This window comes from Prosthecomicrobium sp. N25 (assembly GCF_037203705.1).
Classification (GTDB): Bacteria; Pseudomonadota; Alphaproteobacteria; order Rhizobiales; family Ancalomicrobiaceae; genus Prosthecodimorpha.
Genome location: NZ_JBBCAT010000006.1, coordinates 1 through 16,447, shown reverse-complemented (window position 1 = coordinate 16,447; position 16,447 = coordinate 1). Strand labels below are relative to the sequence as shown.

Below are 16,447 nucleotides of genomic sequence, written 5' to 3'. Positions count from 1 at the left end.
GGCCGCAGGCGCACGACGGACCCGTGATCCCGCCCCGACCCGGTCCGATCCTAACCATGTCGGCAGACAATCCGCCGGCGGGCTTGGACAAGGGGCCGGGCGATCTATCATATGCGCTCCCGGACGCGGCGGGACATCGGGCCCGTCGCGCGGACCACTGGAGCCGACCGTGCTTGCGAAAGTGTCGATCGTCGACGACCACAAGCTCGTGCTCGACGGGCTGCGCCACCTGATCGAGAGCGATCCGAGCTGGACGGTCGTCGGCACGCATGCGAGCGCCAGAGCCTGCCTGGCGGCGCCGGCGGACACGATCGGCGACATCGTCATCGTCGACTACAACATGCCCGAGATGAACGGCGTGGAGCTCAGCGCCCAGCTGGCGCAACGGCATCCGGCCGCCAAGGTGGTGCTCATCTCGGCCCATATGGACGACGACGAGGTCGGGCGTGCGCTCGGCGCCAGTATCGCCGGGATCGTCTTCAAGGACGACGCGACCGAGACGCTGTTCGACTGCCTGCGCGCGGTCGCGGACGGCGGAACGTTCGCCACTCCCAACGGCATTGCGGCGGCGCGTGATCGGCTGCAGGAGCGCGAGCGGCTCGCCGCGACGGTCAAGGCGGTGCTGACGCCGCGCGAGATCGAAATCGCCAGGCTGGCGGCGGACGGGATGAGCAACAAGGAGATCGGCCAGGAACTCGGGATCGCCCCGGGCACTGTGAAGATCCACGTCCACAGCGTCTACACGAAGCTCGGCCTCGCCTCCCGGGTCGAGCTCGCCAACCTGGTCCGGGTCGCCCTGCGCGCCTGAGGAGGGTCACATGAGGCCAACGGGGAACCTGTCCGCCCCGCCGGGCTCGCGGACCGGCCTGGGGTCGCTGGTCCGCTCGCGCGTCGACCGCATCATCGCCCTGGCGCGCATCGTCCTGGCGGTCGGCAGCATATACATCTGCTGGTTGGACCAGACCCACCCCACCGACTTTACCGACAAGGCCTTCGTGATCCTGGCCGTCTACCTCGCCTACGCGGTCGTGGTAGCGGTCCGGGCCCACATGGTCGCCTCGGCGAGCCGCTCCGGCGCGCTCCTGAGGCACGCCATCGACCTCGCGACCTTTCTCGTCCTCGTGGCGGGGGAGGGGTCGTCCAGTCCCTTCTTCATGTTCGTGCCCTTCACGCTCCTGGCCGCGACCCTGCACTGGCGCGCGAAAGGCTCGATCTGGACGGGGGGCATCTGCCTGACGATCCTGCTCGTGACCGCGATCTTCGACCAGGCGCGCGTGCTCGATCTCGACATCCAGGCAACGCGCGACGCCTCGCGCGTCGTGTTCACTCTCGTCGCCTCCACGCTCCTGATCTGGATCGGCGCCCAGCAGGACAGGACGAGCCGCGAGCTGATCCGCGTCTCCGACCGCATTCCCCGGCTGCAGGCCTACGACCGGTGGCCGACCGCCCAGGCGCTGGGCTATGCCGCCCATGTGCTCGACGTCGACCGGCTCGTGTTCGTCTTTTCGGAGCGGGACGAACCGTGGATCCACATCGCCGACTGGACGCGCGGGGAACACCGATACCGGTGTGTCGAGCCGGACGCTTACGAGGGGCTCGTCGACGAGGCCCTGGCCGGGCGGAGCTTCACCTTCGGTCCGCGGGGCGCGCGGCTGATCTCCCGGGACGGGCGGGCCGTCAAGCCCTTCGACGGGCCGGCCATCAATCCCCGCTTCGGCGCGGACTACGCCATCGGATCGGCCCTCGCCCTGGCGATCGGCGGCGAGGACGTGGAGGGGCACCTCTTCCTGGTCGGCCTCGAGGAGGCGCCGTTCGACCGCTCGGTCATCGGCGACATCGTGGTGTCTCGCATCGAGGCGGTCTTCGCAGAATTCAACCTGATCCGGAAGCTCCGCCGGAAGGCCGAAGAAAGCGCGCGTCTGCGCGTCTCCCGGGACGTCCATGACGGCGTCCTGCAGACGCTGACGAGCTGCGCCTTGCAGATCGACGACATCCTGCGCACGCTGAAGTCGGATCCCGAGAGGAGCGAGGTCCGGTTGCGCCGGATGCTGGATCTCATCCGCGTGGAGCAGAAGGACATCCGCGCGACCCTGCAGATCGGCGCCACAGCCCCCGGCGGGCCGCCGGAGGACCAAGACCGCATCGGTCTCGCGGACTTCGTGGCGCCGACGCTCGAAAAGCTCCGCCGCCGGTGGAGCCTGGCGCTCGACCTCGTCGTCGATCCGGCCGACTTGCGGGTTCCCCCGAGGCTCGGAACCGAGATCAGCTACCTGATCTCGGAAGCGGCCGGCAACGCGGCCCGGCACGCCGGCGCGCGCAAGGTCTGGATCGCGGTCGACGGCGGTCCCCAGGCGATCGCGATCCGCGTCCGCAACGTGATCGCGGACCCGGCCGCCGCGCCGGCGAGCTGGGTTCCGGGCACCATCCGAGACCGGGTGGCGACTCTCGGCGGGACCATGATCGTGGAGAAGGCCGACCGGGAGACGAGCATCGCGCTAGAAATTCCGTTCAACACGGATCAACTGCGCGTGTCCGATCCGGGCTAACCATATGATCTCGTGCGACGCATCGGCAGGACGTCTATACCCGCAGTTATATTGCGGCGCCGAAGAGGTTGTGCAATGGTTTAAATTGACCTAACGCCTGCATCAGATACACCGGCTCGGTTTCAAAGGCACACACCGCATGGCTTATTATTACAATAGCTTTGGCCAACAGATCGTTCAGGGCACCGTCTATATCGATCGCTTTTTTGCGTTCACGAAGGACGACAACTTCGATCATGTGCGCGCCGATGCGGTGATTCCGACGTTCTCGTGGACGAGCGGGCTGCAGAAGGCGGACGGATCCTATTACGTGATCCAGGGCTTGAACGTCCAGATCTCGACCGACACCTTTTTCTCCAACGGTGCGACCGACGTTCTCTACGGGTCGAACCTCAACGACGCGATCTTCTACAACAACGGCACCTTCGCGGACGGTGTGGGCGGCATCAACGGCATCCAGCAGTTCGACCTCGCAGCGGGCGACGACATCGCCGACTTCAGCGCGCACGGGGTGGGCGGCACAAGCTATTCGAAGCAGATCCTGGTGCGCGGCGGCGACGGCAACGACTTCGTGATCGGCGGGTCGAACAGCGACGACCTGCGCGGCGATGCCGGCAACGACACGCTGGCGGGCAACGCCGGCGGCGACGACATCACGGGCGGCGACGGCGACGACCTGATCTACGGCGACGACTTCGGGGCGAACCTGGTCGGCGGGCAGGACTACCTGCGCGGCGGCAACGGCAACGACACGATGTACGGCGGCGCCAAGGGCGACCGGCTCGAGGGCGGCATCGGCGACGACGTCCTGTACGGGCAGTGGGGCGACGACGGTCTCTTCGGCGGGGCCGGCAACGACGTCCTGTACGGCGACGACGTCGGCGGCACGGGCGGCGACAAGCTGAACGGCGAGGACGGCGACGACAAGCTGTTCGGCTATGGCGGCATCGACCAGCTGAACGGCGGAAACGGCGCCGACACGTTGGACGGCGGCGACGGCAACGACCTCTTCGACGGCGGTGCGGGCAACGACATCCTCATCGGTGGGGGCGGCAACGACGTCCTGAACGGCGGCGCGGACAGCGACACGGTCGTCTTCTCGGGCAACCGGGCCGACTACGTCGTGTCGATGAACCCGGACGGCACCCTGCAACTGACCGACATGCGCGCCGGGTCGCCCGACGGCTCCGACAAGATCGTCAACATCGAGTTCCTGCAGTTCGCCGACACCCTGGTGTCGATCAACCAGCTGGACAATCCGCCGGTCATCACCTCGAACGGCGGCGGCGCCACCGCGGCGGTCTCGATCAACGAGAACACGGCCGACGTCACCACGGTGACGGCCACGGACCCCGATGTCGGGCAGCCGATCACGTTCCGCATCGGCGGCGGAGCCGACGCGAGCCTCTTCACCATCGACCCGACGACCGGCGCGCTCCGCTTCGTCGCGGCGCCCGACTACGAGAACGCGATCGACGCGGACGGCAACGGCGTCTACGACGTGATCGTGCAGGCCTATGACGGCGTGATCGCCACGTCGCAGCGGATCGCCGTCACGGTCAACGACGTGGCGGACGGCGCGGCGCCGACCATCACGTCGAACGGGGGCGGGGCGACCGCCGTGGTGGACGTGCTGGAGAACACGACCGCGGTCACGACGGTGACGGCGAGCGATGCGGACAGCGCCACGATCACCTACCGGATCGCCGGCGGGGCGGACGCGGCGCTCTTCACCGTGGATCCGGCCACCGGCAAGCTCGCCTTCGTCAACGCCCCGGACTTCGAGACGCCCCGGGACGCGGGCGGGGACAACATCTACGACGTCATCGTGGAGGCCTCGGACGGGCTCAACACCGACTGGCAGAAGGTCGCGGTCCGGGTCGGCAACGTCAACGACAACCCGACGACGCTGAATGCGCCGAACTCGGTCATCGTCGACGAGAACACGACGGCGGTCGCGACCCTGACGGCGACGGACGCGGACGCCACGGTGCCGGGCTTCGGGTCGACCTTCTCGATCGTGGGCGGCGCCGATTCGGCCCGCTTCACCGTCGATCCGGCGACGGGAGCGCTGCGCTTCATCAACGCCCCGAACTTCGAATCGCCCACCGACTCCAACCTCGACAATATCTACGAGGTGATCGTCCAGGCGAGCGACGGGATCTCCATCGACCAGAAGACCGTCACGGTCACGGTCGCCAACGTCAACGAGGCGCCGACGGTGACCTCGAACGGCGGCGGGGCGACCGCCACCGTGACCATGGCTGAGAACGGCAAGGCCGTGACCACCGTGCAGGGCGCCGATCCGGACGGCCCGGCGACCCTCGGCTACGTGATCGCGGGCGGCGCCGACGCGGCGCTCTTCACGATCGACGCGGCCACGGGCGCGCTCAGCTTCATCTCCGCGCCGGACTTCGAGAACCCCGAGGACGCCAACCGCGACAATCGCTACGAAGTGATCGTCGGCACCAGCGACGGAACGCTGGTCGGCACCCAGGCCCTGAGCATCGCCATCACGGACGTCAACGAGGTCGGAAAGGTCATCACCGGGACGAGCCTCAACGACACGGTCTCGCCGACCGCGTCCTCGGCGTCGCTGCGCTCGACGGCCCTGAACGACACCATCTACGGGCTCGACGGCAACGACATCATCGACGGCGGCGCCGGCGTCGACCGGATGGAAGGCGGCAACGGCAACGACACCTACACGGTCGACACCTTCTCGAACGACGGGCGGTCGTGGAACGACGACCTCGTGGTCGAAGTGGCGGGCGGCGGCATCGACCGCGTCAACGCCTCGGTCAGCTACGTGCTGGCGGCCGAGGTCGAGAACCTGACCCTGACCGGGACCGCGTCGATCGACGGCACCGGCAACGGGCTGGACAACCAGCTCCAGGGCAATTCCGGCAACAACGTGCTGGCGGGCGCCGGCGGCAACGACCAAGTGCTCGGTAACGACGGCAGCGACACGCTGTTCGGCGACGACGGCAACGACACGCTGGTCGGCGGCAATGGCCTCGACACGCTGAACGGCGGCGCCGGCGCGGACCGCCTGGATGGCGGCACCGGGGCGGACAGCATGACCGGCGGCGACGGCGACGATCTCTACATCGTCGACTCGGTCGACGACGTGGCGGTCGAGGCGGCCGGCGGCGGCAACGACACCGTCAGCAGCACGGTGACCTACACGCTCGGGGCGGAAATCGAGACCCTGACGCTGGCCGGCACGCTGGCGATCAACGGCACGGGCAACGCGTCGGCCAACACGATCAACGGCAACAACGCCGCCAACATCCTGTCCGGCCTGGACGGCAACGACACCATCAACGCCGCTGGCGGCGACGACGTGGTGTATGGCGGGATCGGCACCGACTCGATCGACGGCGGCGCCGGCAACGACATCCTGTGGGGTGGGGAGTTCAGCGACACCGTCAAGGGCGGGGCCGGTCTGGACACGATCTCGGGCGGCACCGGCAAGGACACCCTGACGGGCAACACCGAGGCGGACACCTTCGTGTTCGCCTTCGGGGACACCACGCTCAACACCAACCTGGACCGCATCACCGATTTTGTCGGCTCGACCGGCGACCGGATCGACCTCGACTTCGTCGCGGGTTCGCTCGCCTCCACCGCCTACGCGGAGGCCAGCGTGGCGAGCGCCACCTTCGACGATGCCCTGGCGCTCGCGCGCACCATGATGAACACCACCACCAAGGTGGTCTTCATCGCCGGCACGACGGACGGCTGGCTCTTCTGGGACGGCGCCGGCAACGACGGCCTGCCGGACCAGGCGGTCCAGATGACGGGCGTGACCTCGACGTCGCTGTTCGACAACACCTTCATCCTCTGAGCCCGGCACCCGGTCTGCGGGGCGCCGGGCTTGCCCGGCGGCCGTGACGGTGTCGGTCCTGCCATCCGACACAGCCTCTCCGGTCTGTTCGGTGCCCGTCCCGTCAACGGGCAATCCCGGACAAGGCGCGGCACGCGCCGCAGATCCGGTGCCCGGCGCGGGCCAGGGTCCCCGGCGCTGCGGCAGGTGAGGGCGCTGGATCCCGGCGCTTCGCTCCGGCCGGGAACGCGGGGGAGGGGGTGTGCCTGGATGCCGGAGGCCGGTACCGCGTCCATTCCGGCGATGTTGCGTTCGATCCGGCTGCCGGCTCTCCGCTTCGCTCCGGCCGGGGATGCGGGGGCGGGCTGGCGTTCCGAAGAGTTCTGGATCCGCTCAGCCTCCGTCCCCTAGATCGCTGGACTTGTGCGCGCCGCGGATCGGTGGCGGATGGCCGGTCCGGGTTTGGTTCCACGCCCCCGGCGCAGGGGTCGCGCCCGTCCCATGCGGGCGAGGCGGTGCCGGAACGGGCCGGGATCCTGTAAGCAGGCCGTCATGACCACGTCTTCCGCACCGGCCGTCCCGGCCGACCTCTTCGCGCGCGCCAAACCCGCCCGGGTCGGCTGCGCCCTTCTGTTCATGATCCAGGGCCTCGTCTCGGGCGGCTGGGTGCCGCACATCCCGCTTGCCAAGGCGGAGATCGGGGTCGGGACCGGCGTCTTCGGATGGATTCTGCTCGCGGCGGCGGGCGGGGCGGTGGCGGCCATGCCGGTCGCCGGGGCGCTGATCAACAGGTTCGGCAGCGCCGCGGTCAACCGTGTCGCGGGCGTGTTCTTCTGCCTCTCCTTCCTATTGCCGATCCTCGCCGCCACGCCGATCACCCTGGCGATCGGGCTCGCCCTGTTCGGCGCCGGCATCGGCGTCTTCGACGTGGCCATGAACGCCCACGGCATCGCGGTGGAGCGGGAGGCACGCCGGGCCATCATGTCGTCCTTCCACGGCTGGTACAGCGTCGGGGCGGCCGCCGGGGCCGGGCTCGGCTCGGTGGCGGTGGCGCTGGTGGGGGAGACCGCCCACGCGCTCGCGACCGCGGCGGGCACGCTCGGGCTCCTCGCCTATGCGGCGCCGCGGCTCCTGCCGGCGGCGGCGGACCGCGGCCTCTCCGGCAGCCATTTCGGCTGGCCGACGCGGGCGACCGTCGGTCTCGGTGCCCTGTGCTTCCTGGCGCTGATGATCGAGGGGGCGATGCTCGACTGGACGGCGATCCACCTGTCGACCAATCTCGGGGCCTCGGTGGCGCTGGCCGGGTGGGGCTTCGCGGCCTTCCAGACCGGGATGGCGGTGACGCGGTTCCTGGGCGACGGGCTCAGGATGCGCTTCGGCTCGGTGCGGCTGGTCGGCGTCTCGGCGAGCGGCCTTTCGATCTCGCTCGCCGCCGCCATCGCGCTGCCCTGGCCGGCGGTCGCCGTCCTGGCCTTCGGGGTCGCGGGGCTCGCCATCGGAAACCTGGCGCCGGTGCTGTTCGCCGGCGGTGCGCGGCTGGAGCCGGACGCGCCGGGCCGGGGCATCGCGGCCGTGACCACGATGGGCTACACCGGCTTCCTGGTCGGACCGCCGACCATCGGCATGCTGGCCGAGGCAACGGGGCTCCGGCTGGCGCTCGGAGTGACCGTGCTCGGCGCCGTCGTGATCGCGCTCGGCGCCAAGGCCGCGAAGGCCTCGGATTCCTTCTGAGCCAGACGTGGTGCGGCGGATCAGGCCGGAACCGGCGTGCCGCCCTCCAGCACGGTTCGGTACCAGGGCGTGTCCACGTTGCCGCCGGACAGCACGAAGGCCGCCGGCCGGCCCGCGAGGGAGGTCCGCTCCTTGAGCAGGGCGGCGAGCGCGGCGGCGCCGGCGCCCTCGGCGACGTTGTGGGTCGCGCGGAAGAGGAGCCGCATGGCCTCCGCGACCTCCTCGTCCGACACGGTGACGATCCGGGCGACCTCCGTCCGGATGATCGCCAGGGCTTCCTCGGAGGGCACGCGGACCGCCATGCCGTCCGCGAAGGTGGCGGCCGAATTCGTGGGCACGACGCGGCCGGCCTCGACGGAGAGCTTGTAGGCGGGGGCGTTCTCGGACACGACGCCGACTAGTTCGGCCCGGACGCCCAGCGCGGCGCGCGCCGCCGCCAGCCCGCAGATGCCCGAGCCGAGGCCGATCGGGGCGTAGACGACCCCCAGGTCGGGGACCGCCTCGAAGAGCTCCAGTCCGTAGCTCGCGACCCCGCGGACGAGATCGGCGTGGAAGCTCGGCACCATTTCGAAGCCGCGCTCGGCCGCGATCTCGGCGGCCCGGACCCGCGCCTCGTCGAAGTCCCGGCCGTGCTCGACGAGATCGGCACCGAGGGCGCGCATGGCCGCGTTCTTCTCCACCGAATTGCCGTGCGGCACCACGATCGTGCAGGAGAGGCCCGTGCCGCGCGTCGCGAAGGCGAGCGACTGGCCGTGGTTGCCGCGGGTGGCGGAGACGATGCCGCGCACATGTGGGCGCTCGCGGCGGAGCCGGTCGACGTAGACGAGCCCGCCCCGCGCCTTGAAGGCGCCGGTCATCAGGTGGTTCTCGTGCTTCGCCCAGACGGCTGTTCCCGCCGCCTCGGCCAGCAGCGGCCAGGCGAGCTGAGGCGTCGGGGCGAGGCGCCGGTAGACGACGGAGCGAGCGGCTTCCAGGTCTTCGCGGGTCATGGTCGGAGCGCTCTCCAGGATTGCGGCGTCGGGTCGACGGATCGGCCCTGGCCGTGTCGGACCCGCGGGGCGATGCCCTCCGGTCGCCCCTTTGCGAAAGGCGGGGTTCAGCCGGCGAGGACGCGGGTGACCGGGAAGGTGATGGAGACGAGCGTGCCCTGGTTGACGGCGGAGTCGATGCGGAAGGTGGCCCGGTTGGCTTCGACGAGGGCCTTCGTGAGGGGCAGGCCGAGGCCGGTGCCGCCGCCGCGCACGCGGGTGGTGTGGAGCTGGCGGAAGGGCTCGAGCGCCGTCTGGATCTCCTTGTCGGTCATGCCGTAGCCGGTGTCGCGGACGCGGACGACCACCTCGCCGGAGTCCTCCAGCGACGTCGAGACGATCACCTGGCCGCCGGCCGGCGTGAACTTCACCGCGTTGGAGAGCAGGTTCAGCACGATCTGGCGGACGGAGCGCGGGTCGGCGACGACCGGGGGTACGCTCGCGGGGAGGCTGGTGCGGATGATGATCCGCTCCCGGTTCGCCTGCGGCTGCATGATGGCGACGCATTCGCCGAGCACGTCCGCCAGCGAGACGGCCTCGAACTTCAGCTCCATCTTGCCCGCCTCGACCTTGGAGAGGTCGAGCAGGTCGTTGATGAGGCTCATGATGTGGGTGCCGGACGTGTGGACGTCCTTGAGGTAGTCCTTGTAGCGCTCGTTGCCGATGGTGCCGAAGCGCTCGTCGAGCATCAGCTCCGAGAAACCGATGATGGCGTTGAGCGGCGTGCGGATCTCGTGGCTGATCTTGGCGAGGAACTCGCTCTTGTGCACGCTCGCGGCCTCGGCACGGCGACGGGCGGCGGTCAGTTCCTCCTCGGACTTCTTCCACTGGGTGATGTCGCGCAGAACCGCGCAGAATTTCGAGGACGGCCCCGAGGAGATGCGGCCGATGGTCATGAAGAGCGGGATCAGCCCCTCGGGACGGACCTGGCCGATGACCTCGCGGCCGTCGTTCAGGACGCTCGCCACGCCGTTGCGGGCGAGGCCCTCCAGGTAGTCCTGCGCCGAACGGCGGCTCTCGGGGGCCAGCAGGTCGACGAGGGGGCGATTGCCCATCTCGGCCCGCTCGGTGCCGAAGAGGGCCTCGGCGGCGCGGTTGGCGGACACGACCCGGCCGTCGCCGTCGATCATCAGGACGCCGTCGGTGGCCGTGTCGATGATGGCCTCGAGCTCGTTCGCCCGCTCGCGTGCCTCGCGCAGGGCCTCCAGGGCGGCGCGACCCGACGGGGTCTCGACGGCGGCCTCCACGGCCGGGCGGGGCACGCGGGTCAGGGTCATGAGCAACGCGGTGCCGGGACCCCAGGGGATGCTGGCGAGACGGGCATTCACCGGGATGACCTCGCCCTCCCGGCCGATGGCGGCGAGGGGCCGGACTTCGCCGTTGGCGTCCTCGCGGAAGAAGCGGCGGGCGACGTGCTCGCCGGCGAAGATGGCCTCCAGACCGCCCGCGCCTTCGAGATCCTCCGGCGACTTGTAGCCGAGGAGGTCGAGGAAGGCCGGGTTGACGTGGGCCAGCGCCTCGGCCTTGAGCACGGCGGCGCCGAGGGGAATGCGGTCGAGCACGCGGGTGGCGGCGGCGATGTCGCCGGGCGGGGGCGCGAAGGCGGAGGGGACCAGGTCCAGGCCCGGCGCGGCCGGCGCCTCTGCGACGACCGGGGCCGGCGCGGCCGGGGCCTCGTCGGGGGCGGCAGGCGGCAGGATCGCCGGCGGCGCCTCGGCGACGGGCTCGGCCTCCGCCGGCGCGGGCTCGAGGATCCGGGCGGCCTCGTCCGTCACGCCGGCCGTGGCGACGGCCTCGGGCTCGGCCACGGCCGCCGGTGCGGCGCCGAGGTCGGCCGGCGGAGCCTCGAGCAAGGCAGTCTCGCCCGGGAATTCCGTGGCGTCGCCGGCCTGCGCGGCCGCGGCAGGGGTCTCGGGCTCGGCTGGCGGAGACGGGATGCGCGCCTCGGGCCCGCCCTCCGGGGCATGGGGAGCGGGCGCCGCCGGCCCGGGCTTCTCGACGCCCGAGCGGTTGTCGTCCTCCCCTTCCAGACGCGCGCCGAGGGCGGCCGCGATCTGTCGGAAGGCGATCCGCTCGGGAGCGGAGAGGCGGCTCGGCTCGGCGGAGGAGCGCACGGCGGTCGGCAAGGTCACGATGCGCGAGCCGCGATTGGCCGGCACCGTCACCACGCGGCTCTCCGTCCTCCCGGGGGGCGGCGCCTCGGCCGCGGGAGCCTGCCGCTCCGGTGGCGGGGCGGCATCGTCGATGGACGGGGTCGGCTCGGGCGCAGGTTGCGCCGCGGCGCTCTCCGGGGCGGCGGCTGCCTGGGGTGCCCATACCTCGGCGGCCGCCTGGGGGGCGGTGACGATCTCGGGCTCGGCCAGGGCCAGCGGTTCCGGCAAGGCCTCGTCCGTCTCGCCCGCGAAGGCGTCTTCGGGCGGAGCAGGGGCCTCGCGGATCTCGTCGGCCGTCAGCTCCTCAAGGGCGGGCAGCACTGCCGCCGGTTCGGCGTCGGACGCCGCGGCCGATGCAGTCGCGGCTCCGGTTTCCGGTTCCTCCGAAGCTGCTTGGAGGGTCGGCTCCTCGGCCGGGGGCGTTTCGGCCGCGGTACGGTCGGGGGAGGGCAGGGGAGCGGCGGCCTCGGCTTCCGGCTCGGCCGCGGGCTCCTCCGGCGCCTGCCGGGGGCGGTCCTGCAGGCGGAGGCCGGTGCCGGCCGGGTCGGGGACGGCCTCGCTGGTCCGGCACACGCCGAAACCGCGATAGCCTTCGAACGCGCGGTGCCGATCGAAGGCCGGGAGGGCGGCGAGGTCGACGGGCACGCGCAGGGGCTCGCCCTGTACGGGCCACAGCACGGTCAGTCCGCTCCAGGTGTCGCGCCGCTCGAGGGCCGCGCGGATGCGGCCGGCCGGATCCAGTCCGAGCGTCGCGTCTGCGGCACTCCAGGCCAGCCCGACCAGATCGGCCGCGCGGGGCCCCACGGCAGTGGCCAGGTCCTCCGACAGGAAGGTGAAGCGCTCGGCGGCGTCCATCTGCCAGACGAAGCGGCGCGGGCGGGCTTCCGGGCTGAAGACGAAGTCGTCCCGTGCCGGCCCGGCGAGGGGTTCGCCCTCTCCGTCCGCCTCGGCGGCGCCTTCGACCGGGGCGAGCCGCTCTGGCACGGCCTCGGACTTGACGGTCTCCGGAGGGACGTCGGCCGAGGAAGGCCCGGCCTCGACCGCCTCGACAGGCGGCGGAGATACCGGCTCCTCGGCAATCGGCTGTTCCTGGCCGGGCGCCTGGGCATCGGCGGTCTGCTCGTCGTGGATCTGCCCGTCCTGCACCTCCACGACCTGGACCTTATCGTCCTCGGTCGTGGCGTGCCGCGCCGCCGCGGCGGCGGGAGGCGCCTCGACGGAGGCCGCCTCGGCGACGAAGCCGAGCGCGGTGCCGAGGTCCTCCGGAGTCGCGCCGGGAAAGGGCGGCGCGGGCGTGATGGCGACGGCGGGGATATCCGGAGCCGCGGGGACCTCCGGCTCGGGGGCACCGGCATCCGCCAGCGCCGGCGCGGCCCCGGGGCGCCCCTGGATCGGGGTCCCGATCAGGTCCGACAGCGGCGCGAGGCCCATGAAGACAGGGTCGAGCACGTCGCTGGACGCGCCGGCGGGCGGCGCGGCCGGGACAGCGGCCCGAACCGGCTCGCCGTGCCGGCGAGCGATGAAGAGAACGCGGAGGTCGGGCCGTCCGCCGACCACCACCAGGGCGGCATCGGCGGCGAAGGGCAGGGTTTCCACCGCCTTGCGGGCCACGGTGAGCCCGTCCGCCTCGATGACGAAGCGTTCGATCTCGTCCTGCGATCCGTCGAGGAGCGCGTAGTCGCCATAGGCGGCGATGACGTCGCCCGCCGCGTCGAAGGCCGCGAGAAGGCGGTCGGGGGCTTCGAGGAGCGCGAGGCTGCCGGCGAGGCCGGGTTCACCCGCACTGCCGCGCGCCTGCAGGGTCGGCAGCCGCAGGAGGACGGCAGGGCCGTCGCCGACCTGGCCGAGCGCGTGGAGTTCGACCCTGTGCAGGGTGGTCTTCAGGCCGGTCGGGACACGGACGAGTTCCACCGCGACGGTGCCCGCCGGGCTGCGCTCGGCGAAGCGGACCGCCTGGCGAAGGATCGTGTCCGGTACCACGGCGGCCCTCTCCGAGCCGGCAGCCCCGAGCGCCGCCGCGGCCGCGTTGGCGAGCAGGGGCGTGCCGTCCGCCGCCAGCACGAGCGCAGGGCGAGCATCGTCCAGGGCCTGCCCGACCGGATCGAGTGCGAGTAGGCTGACGAGAATCTCGAGGTCGATGCGCATGAAGCCTCGCGACCGGCTTTGGGCGGCGTCACCCGACGCAGGCCCCCGACGGGCAGGGGTGGTCCGGCGCAGGACGTCGACGGGCCACGGTCGTGCCCGTTAACGGCTCGTTAATATAAAGGAATCCTTACCGGGGTCCACCACCCCGGGACCGGCCCGGGCGGGAGTCGGGCGTCAGGGTTAATCCGCCCCCGGCTGCCCGGATGGCGCTCTTGAAGAGCGGGGCGTAGGCGACGATCATGGCGTCCAGCGTCCGGACGCCCGGACGACGACCGGAGGAGACGAATGGCCGACGACCCCAAGAAGCTGGAGATCCCCGAGAACCTTCGCGACTTCACCCAGAAGAGCGTGGACCAGGCCAAGAAGGCGTTCGACGACTACATGTCGGCGACCCAATCCGCGCTGGAGAAGCTCGATCGCTCGGCCTCGGGAGCGCAGTCCGGCGCGTCGGACCTCAACCGCAAGATTTTGGAGCTCGCCGAGGAGAACGTCGACTCGGTCTTCGCGCATGCGCAGCGGCTCGCCAAGGCGCGCGACTTCCAGGAGCTCGTGCGGCTGCAGACGGAGTTCCTGAAGGCCCAGATGGCCAACCTCGGCGAACAGGCGCGCGTGATCAGCGACGCCACCGCCAAGACCGCGAGCAGCATCGTCAAGTCGGACGGGTGAGCGCGCCGGGACGGGGCCGCCGCGCCTGCGGCTCTGCCGTCCGATCCCTAGTCGGAACTACGTACGCCATTGTGCATCGCGGAACTATGTTGCACTGCAACAAAGACCGTACTATATGAGTGTCACGACGATCGGAACGCCCGCTTGAGACCTTGCTGTCCTCGCGTTCGACGGGCCGGCGCGATCGCGGAAGCGTTCATAAGGAGAGAATGCAATGAGCGAGACCGAAATCGAGGTTAAGCCCGCCAAGAAGTCCGCCAAGCCGGCTGTCGCCGAGAAGGTCGGGGCTTTCGAGATGCCCAAGTTCGAGCTGCCGAAGTTCGACGTGCCGAAGTTCGAGATGCCGAAGCTCGACTTCGCCAAGATGCCCCAGATCGAAGTCCCGCCGGTGTTCCGCGAGATGGCCGAGAAGGGCGTCGAGCAGGCCAAGCAGAACTACGAGAAGCTCAAGGTCGCGGCCGAAGAGGCGACCGACATGATCGAGGACACCTACGAGACCGCCCGTTCGGGCTTGGTCGAGTACAATCTCAAGGCCCTCGACGCCATGAAGGCCAACACCGACGCGGTCTTCGGCTTCGCCAAGGACCTCGCCTCGGTGAAGACCTTCGCGGAAGCGGTCGAGCTGCAGACGGCCTTCGTCCGCAAGCAGTTCGAGTCCGTCACCGCCCAGGCGAAGGACCTGCAGGCCGTGGCCCAGAAGGTCGCGACCGAGACCTCGCAGCCGGTCAAGGACGTCTTCTCGAAGACCTTCAAGGCGGCCTGAGGCCGGCCGCCCGCCGGGCGGCCACCCTGCCGAACGATTTCGAGGCCCGGGCCCTGGTCCGGGCCTTTCCGTGTCGGCCTCGGGGCATCGCCCCTGGAGACGGGGCATCGGCTCCCGGAAATCGATCCGGGCACGGCCGCGGCGGGGGCGGGACATTCAACCGTTTCGGATCGGTGCGAGCCCCTTGCCATCCTGCCCGTTTGCGCCTATCAGGATCGCGCCCTTGGGCGGCTGTAGCTCAGTTGGTTAGAGCGTCGGATTGTGGCTCCGAAGGTCCCCCGTTCGAGCCGGGGCAGCCGTACCATTCACTTCCCGAACCGCGTGGTCTTGCACGCGGTTGTGTTCATGCCATCGGTTGGCGGTCCAGGCTGTACCGGTGCGGCACCAGCGTCCTCAAGCAGTAATGCCGCTTCTGCGCGGCTGCCGATCGGGCAGGCCTCGTGGCATGCACTTCGACACTGTCGCGGTCCTACTCGTCGATGGCATCTTCTGGGTCTCGCGCGGCTGTGCGAGCCCGCGACTCGTTTCGTAGCCGAGCGTCAGGGATCCGGGGGAGGAGCGCGCGCTCGAAGGACCCCGAGCTCGCGGACTCGACGCGCTTCATGCCGCTACGCAGGCTCCGATCGGCCTGCGCGCGCATCAAGGCGGTCCAGAACGGCTCTCCCTCCGACGGCGCCCGGTCACCCTGGCGAAGGGCCGAATGCCACGCGCGGATCGTAGGGTGTTGCCGACGCGGCGATCACCACGGTGGCCGACATGGGTTGGCCCACCTGCGCGACCATCACGTCGGCCGCATCGATCGATAAGCCGGGGCTGCGCACCCGGTTCCGGGCAGTCAGGACGGCAGAGGCGGTTCGTCACGCTCGTCGCTGTGCCGGAAGGCCCGATGGCCTCCCGGAGATCGTCGAGCACCCGCTCCGAGGCACCCTGTCCGTCGGCCGTTTGGATTAATGCGGCGAGCGCAGGCCTTATCTCGACACTGGTCATGGCGGAGTCTCCGACTCGAGGCGGGTTGGCGTGGTAACCACCAGCCTGCCATGACCACCTTCCTCACTGGAATTCCCAGTCCTTTCCCTGCGGTACCCATCCGGATCCTCGGCAATCCAAGGTCGGCACCGGCGCAAGCGTCTCGCGGGTCCGTTCCAGGTCATCGCCGAGGAGCACCACCGGATCCTTCCCAGGGCCCTGGCCATAGCCCCCGCCCTCGCCGCCACGTCGCGCCCTTTCAGCCGCTCCGCCGCGTTGCCAGGCAGGGCGATTTGGGCTCGTGGCCGCTCTTCTCGATGGGATCCAGGAGACCATTCGACTGTCTTCGTCTCGGGCAGCCAGACCCTATCCGGAACTCGGCAAGGACCGCTTACTCCATCAACTCCTGATGATGAGGCAGGACGCCCTTCTGACCTTGCCGCAGCCATGCGGCGGCCGGCTGGTCGGACGGTGAGGGACGGGCGAAACGCAAGAAGCCGCCCGGGGGGGCGGCTTCTGGACCTGCTCTGGTGGAGCAAGTTGAGGTGGTTGCGGGGGCCAGATTTGAACTGACGACCTTCAGGTTATGAGCCTGACGAGCTACCGGGCTGCTCCACCCC

At 70.5% G+C, this 16,447-nt stretch carries 9 protein-coding genes and 1 tRNA gene; 7 read left to right on the top strand and 3 right to left on the bottom strand.

The genetic code is table 11. The features are described 5' to 3' along the window. Positions 1-169: 169 nt before the first annotated feature. On the top strand, positions 170-808 hold the full coding sequence (locus tag WBG79_RS25780) for a response regulator transcription factor (protein WP_337360118.1): 639 nt from the start codon (positions 170-172) through the stop codon (positions 806-808). Between the two features lie 10 nt (positions 809-818). Continuing rightward, a complete protein-coding gene (locus WBG79_RS25775) occupies positions 819-2,546 on the top strand; it encodes a sensor histidine kinase (RefSeq protein ID WP_337360117.1) in 1,728 nt (575 codons plus the stop codon). Between the two features lie 46 nt (positions 2,547-2,592). On the opposite strand, the gene WBG79_RS25770 is transcribed toward WBG79_RS25775, so the two are convergent. Continuing rightward, positions 2,593-2,784 carry a hypothetical protein gene (locus WBG79_RS25770; RefSeq protein ID WP_337360116.1) on the bottom strand — a complete coding sequence of 64 codons (192 nt, stop codon included), beginning with the start codon at positions 2,782-2,784 and terminating at the stop codon, positions 2,593-2,595. Between the two features lie 72 nt (positions 2,785-2,856). On the opposite strand from WBG79_RS25770, the gene WBG79_RS25765 reads away from it, so the two are divergent. Next, the gene (locus WBG79_RS25765) at positions 2,857-6,396 is read left to right on the top strand and encodes a beta strand repeat-containing protein (RefSeq protein WP_337360115.1); all 3,540 of its coding nucleotides are present in this window, start codon (positions 2,857-2,859) and stop codon (positions 6,394-6,396) included. Between the two features lie 531 nt (positions 6,397-6,927). Then, positions 6,928-8,106: an MFS transporter gene (locus WBG79_RS25760; RefSeq protein WP_337360114.1), complete on the top strand. Its 1,179-nt coding sequence runs from the start codon at positions 6,928-6,930 to the stop codon at positions 8,104-8,106. A gap of 20 nt (positions 8,107-8,126) precedes the next feature. Here WBG79_RS25760 and WBG79_RS25755 read toward each other — a convergent pair whose 3' ends face one another. Next, complete coding sequence (locus tag WBG79_RS25755; protein WP_337360113.1) at positions 8,127-9,095, bottom strand: threonine dehydratase; 969 nt, start codon at positions 9,093-9,095, stop codon at positions 8,127-8,129. 107 nt (positions 9,096-9,202) lie between these two features. Beyond that, complete coding sequence (locus tag WBG79_RS25750) at positions 9,203-13,432, bottom strand: ATP-binding protein (RefSeq protein WP_337360112.1); 4,230 nt, start codon at positions 13,430-13,432, stop codon at positions 9,203-9,205. 285 nt (positions 13,433-13,717) lie between these two features. Between WBG79_RS25750 and WBG79_RS25745 the strand changes: the two genes are divergently transcribed. From WBG79_RS25745 to WBG79_RS25735, 3 genes are all read left to right on the top strand, one after another. Beyond that, on the top strand, positions 13,718-14,098 hold the full coding sequence (locus WBG79_RS25745) for a phasin family protein (protein ID WP_337360111.1): 381 nt from the start codon (positions 13,718-13,720) through the stop codon (positions 14,096-14,098). A gap of 214 nt (positions 14,099-14,312) precedes the next feature. After that, on the top strand, positions 14,313-14,861 hold the full coding sequence (locus tag WBG79_RS25740) for a phasin (protein ID WP_337360110.1): 549 nt from the start codon (positions 14,313-14,315) through the stop codon (positions 14,859-14,861). A 227-nt stretch (positions 14,862-15,088) separates the two neighbouring features. Continuing rightward, a tRNA-His gene (locus WBG79_RS25735) sits at positions 15,089-15,165 on the top strand. Positions 15,166-16,447 lie beyond the last annotated feature (1,282 nt).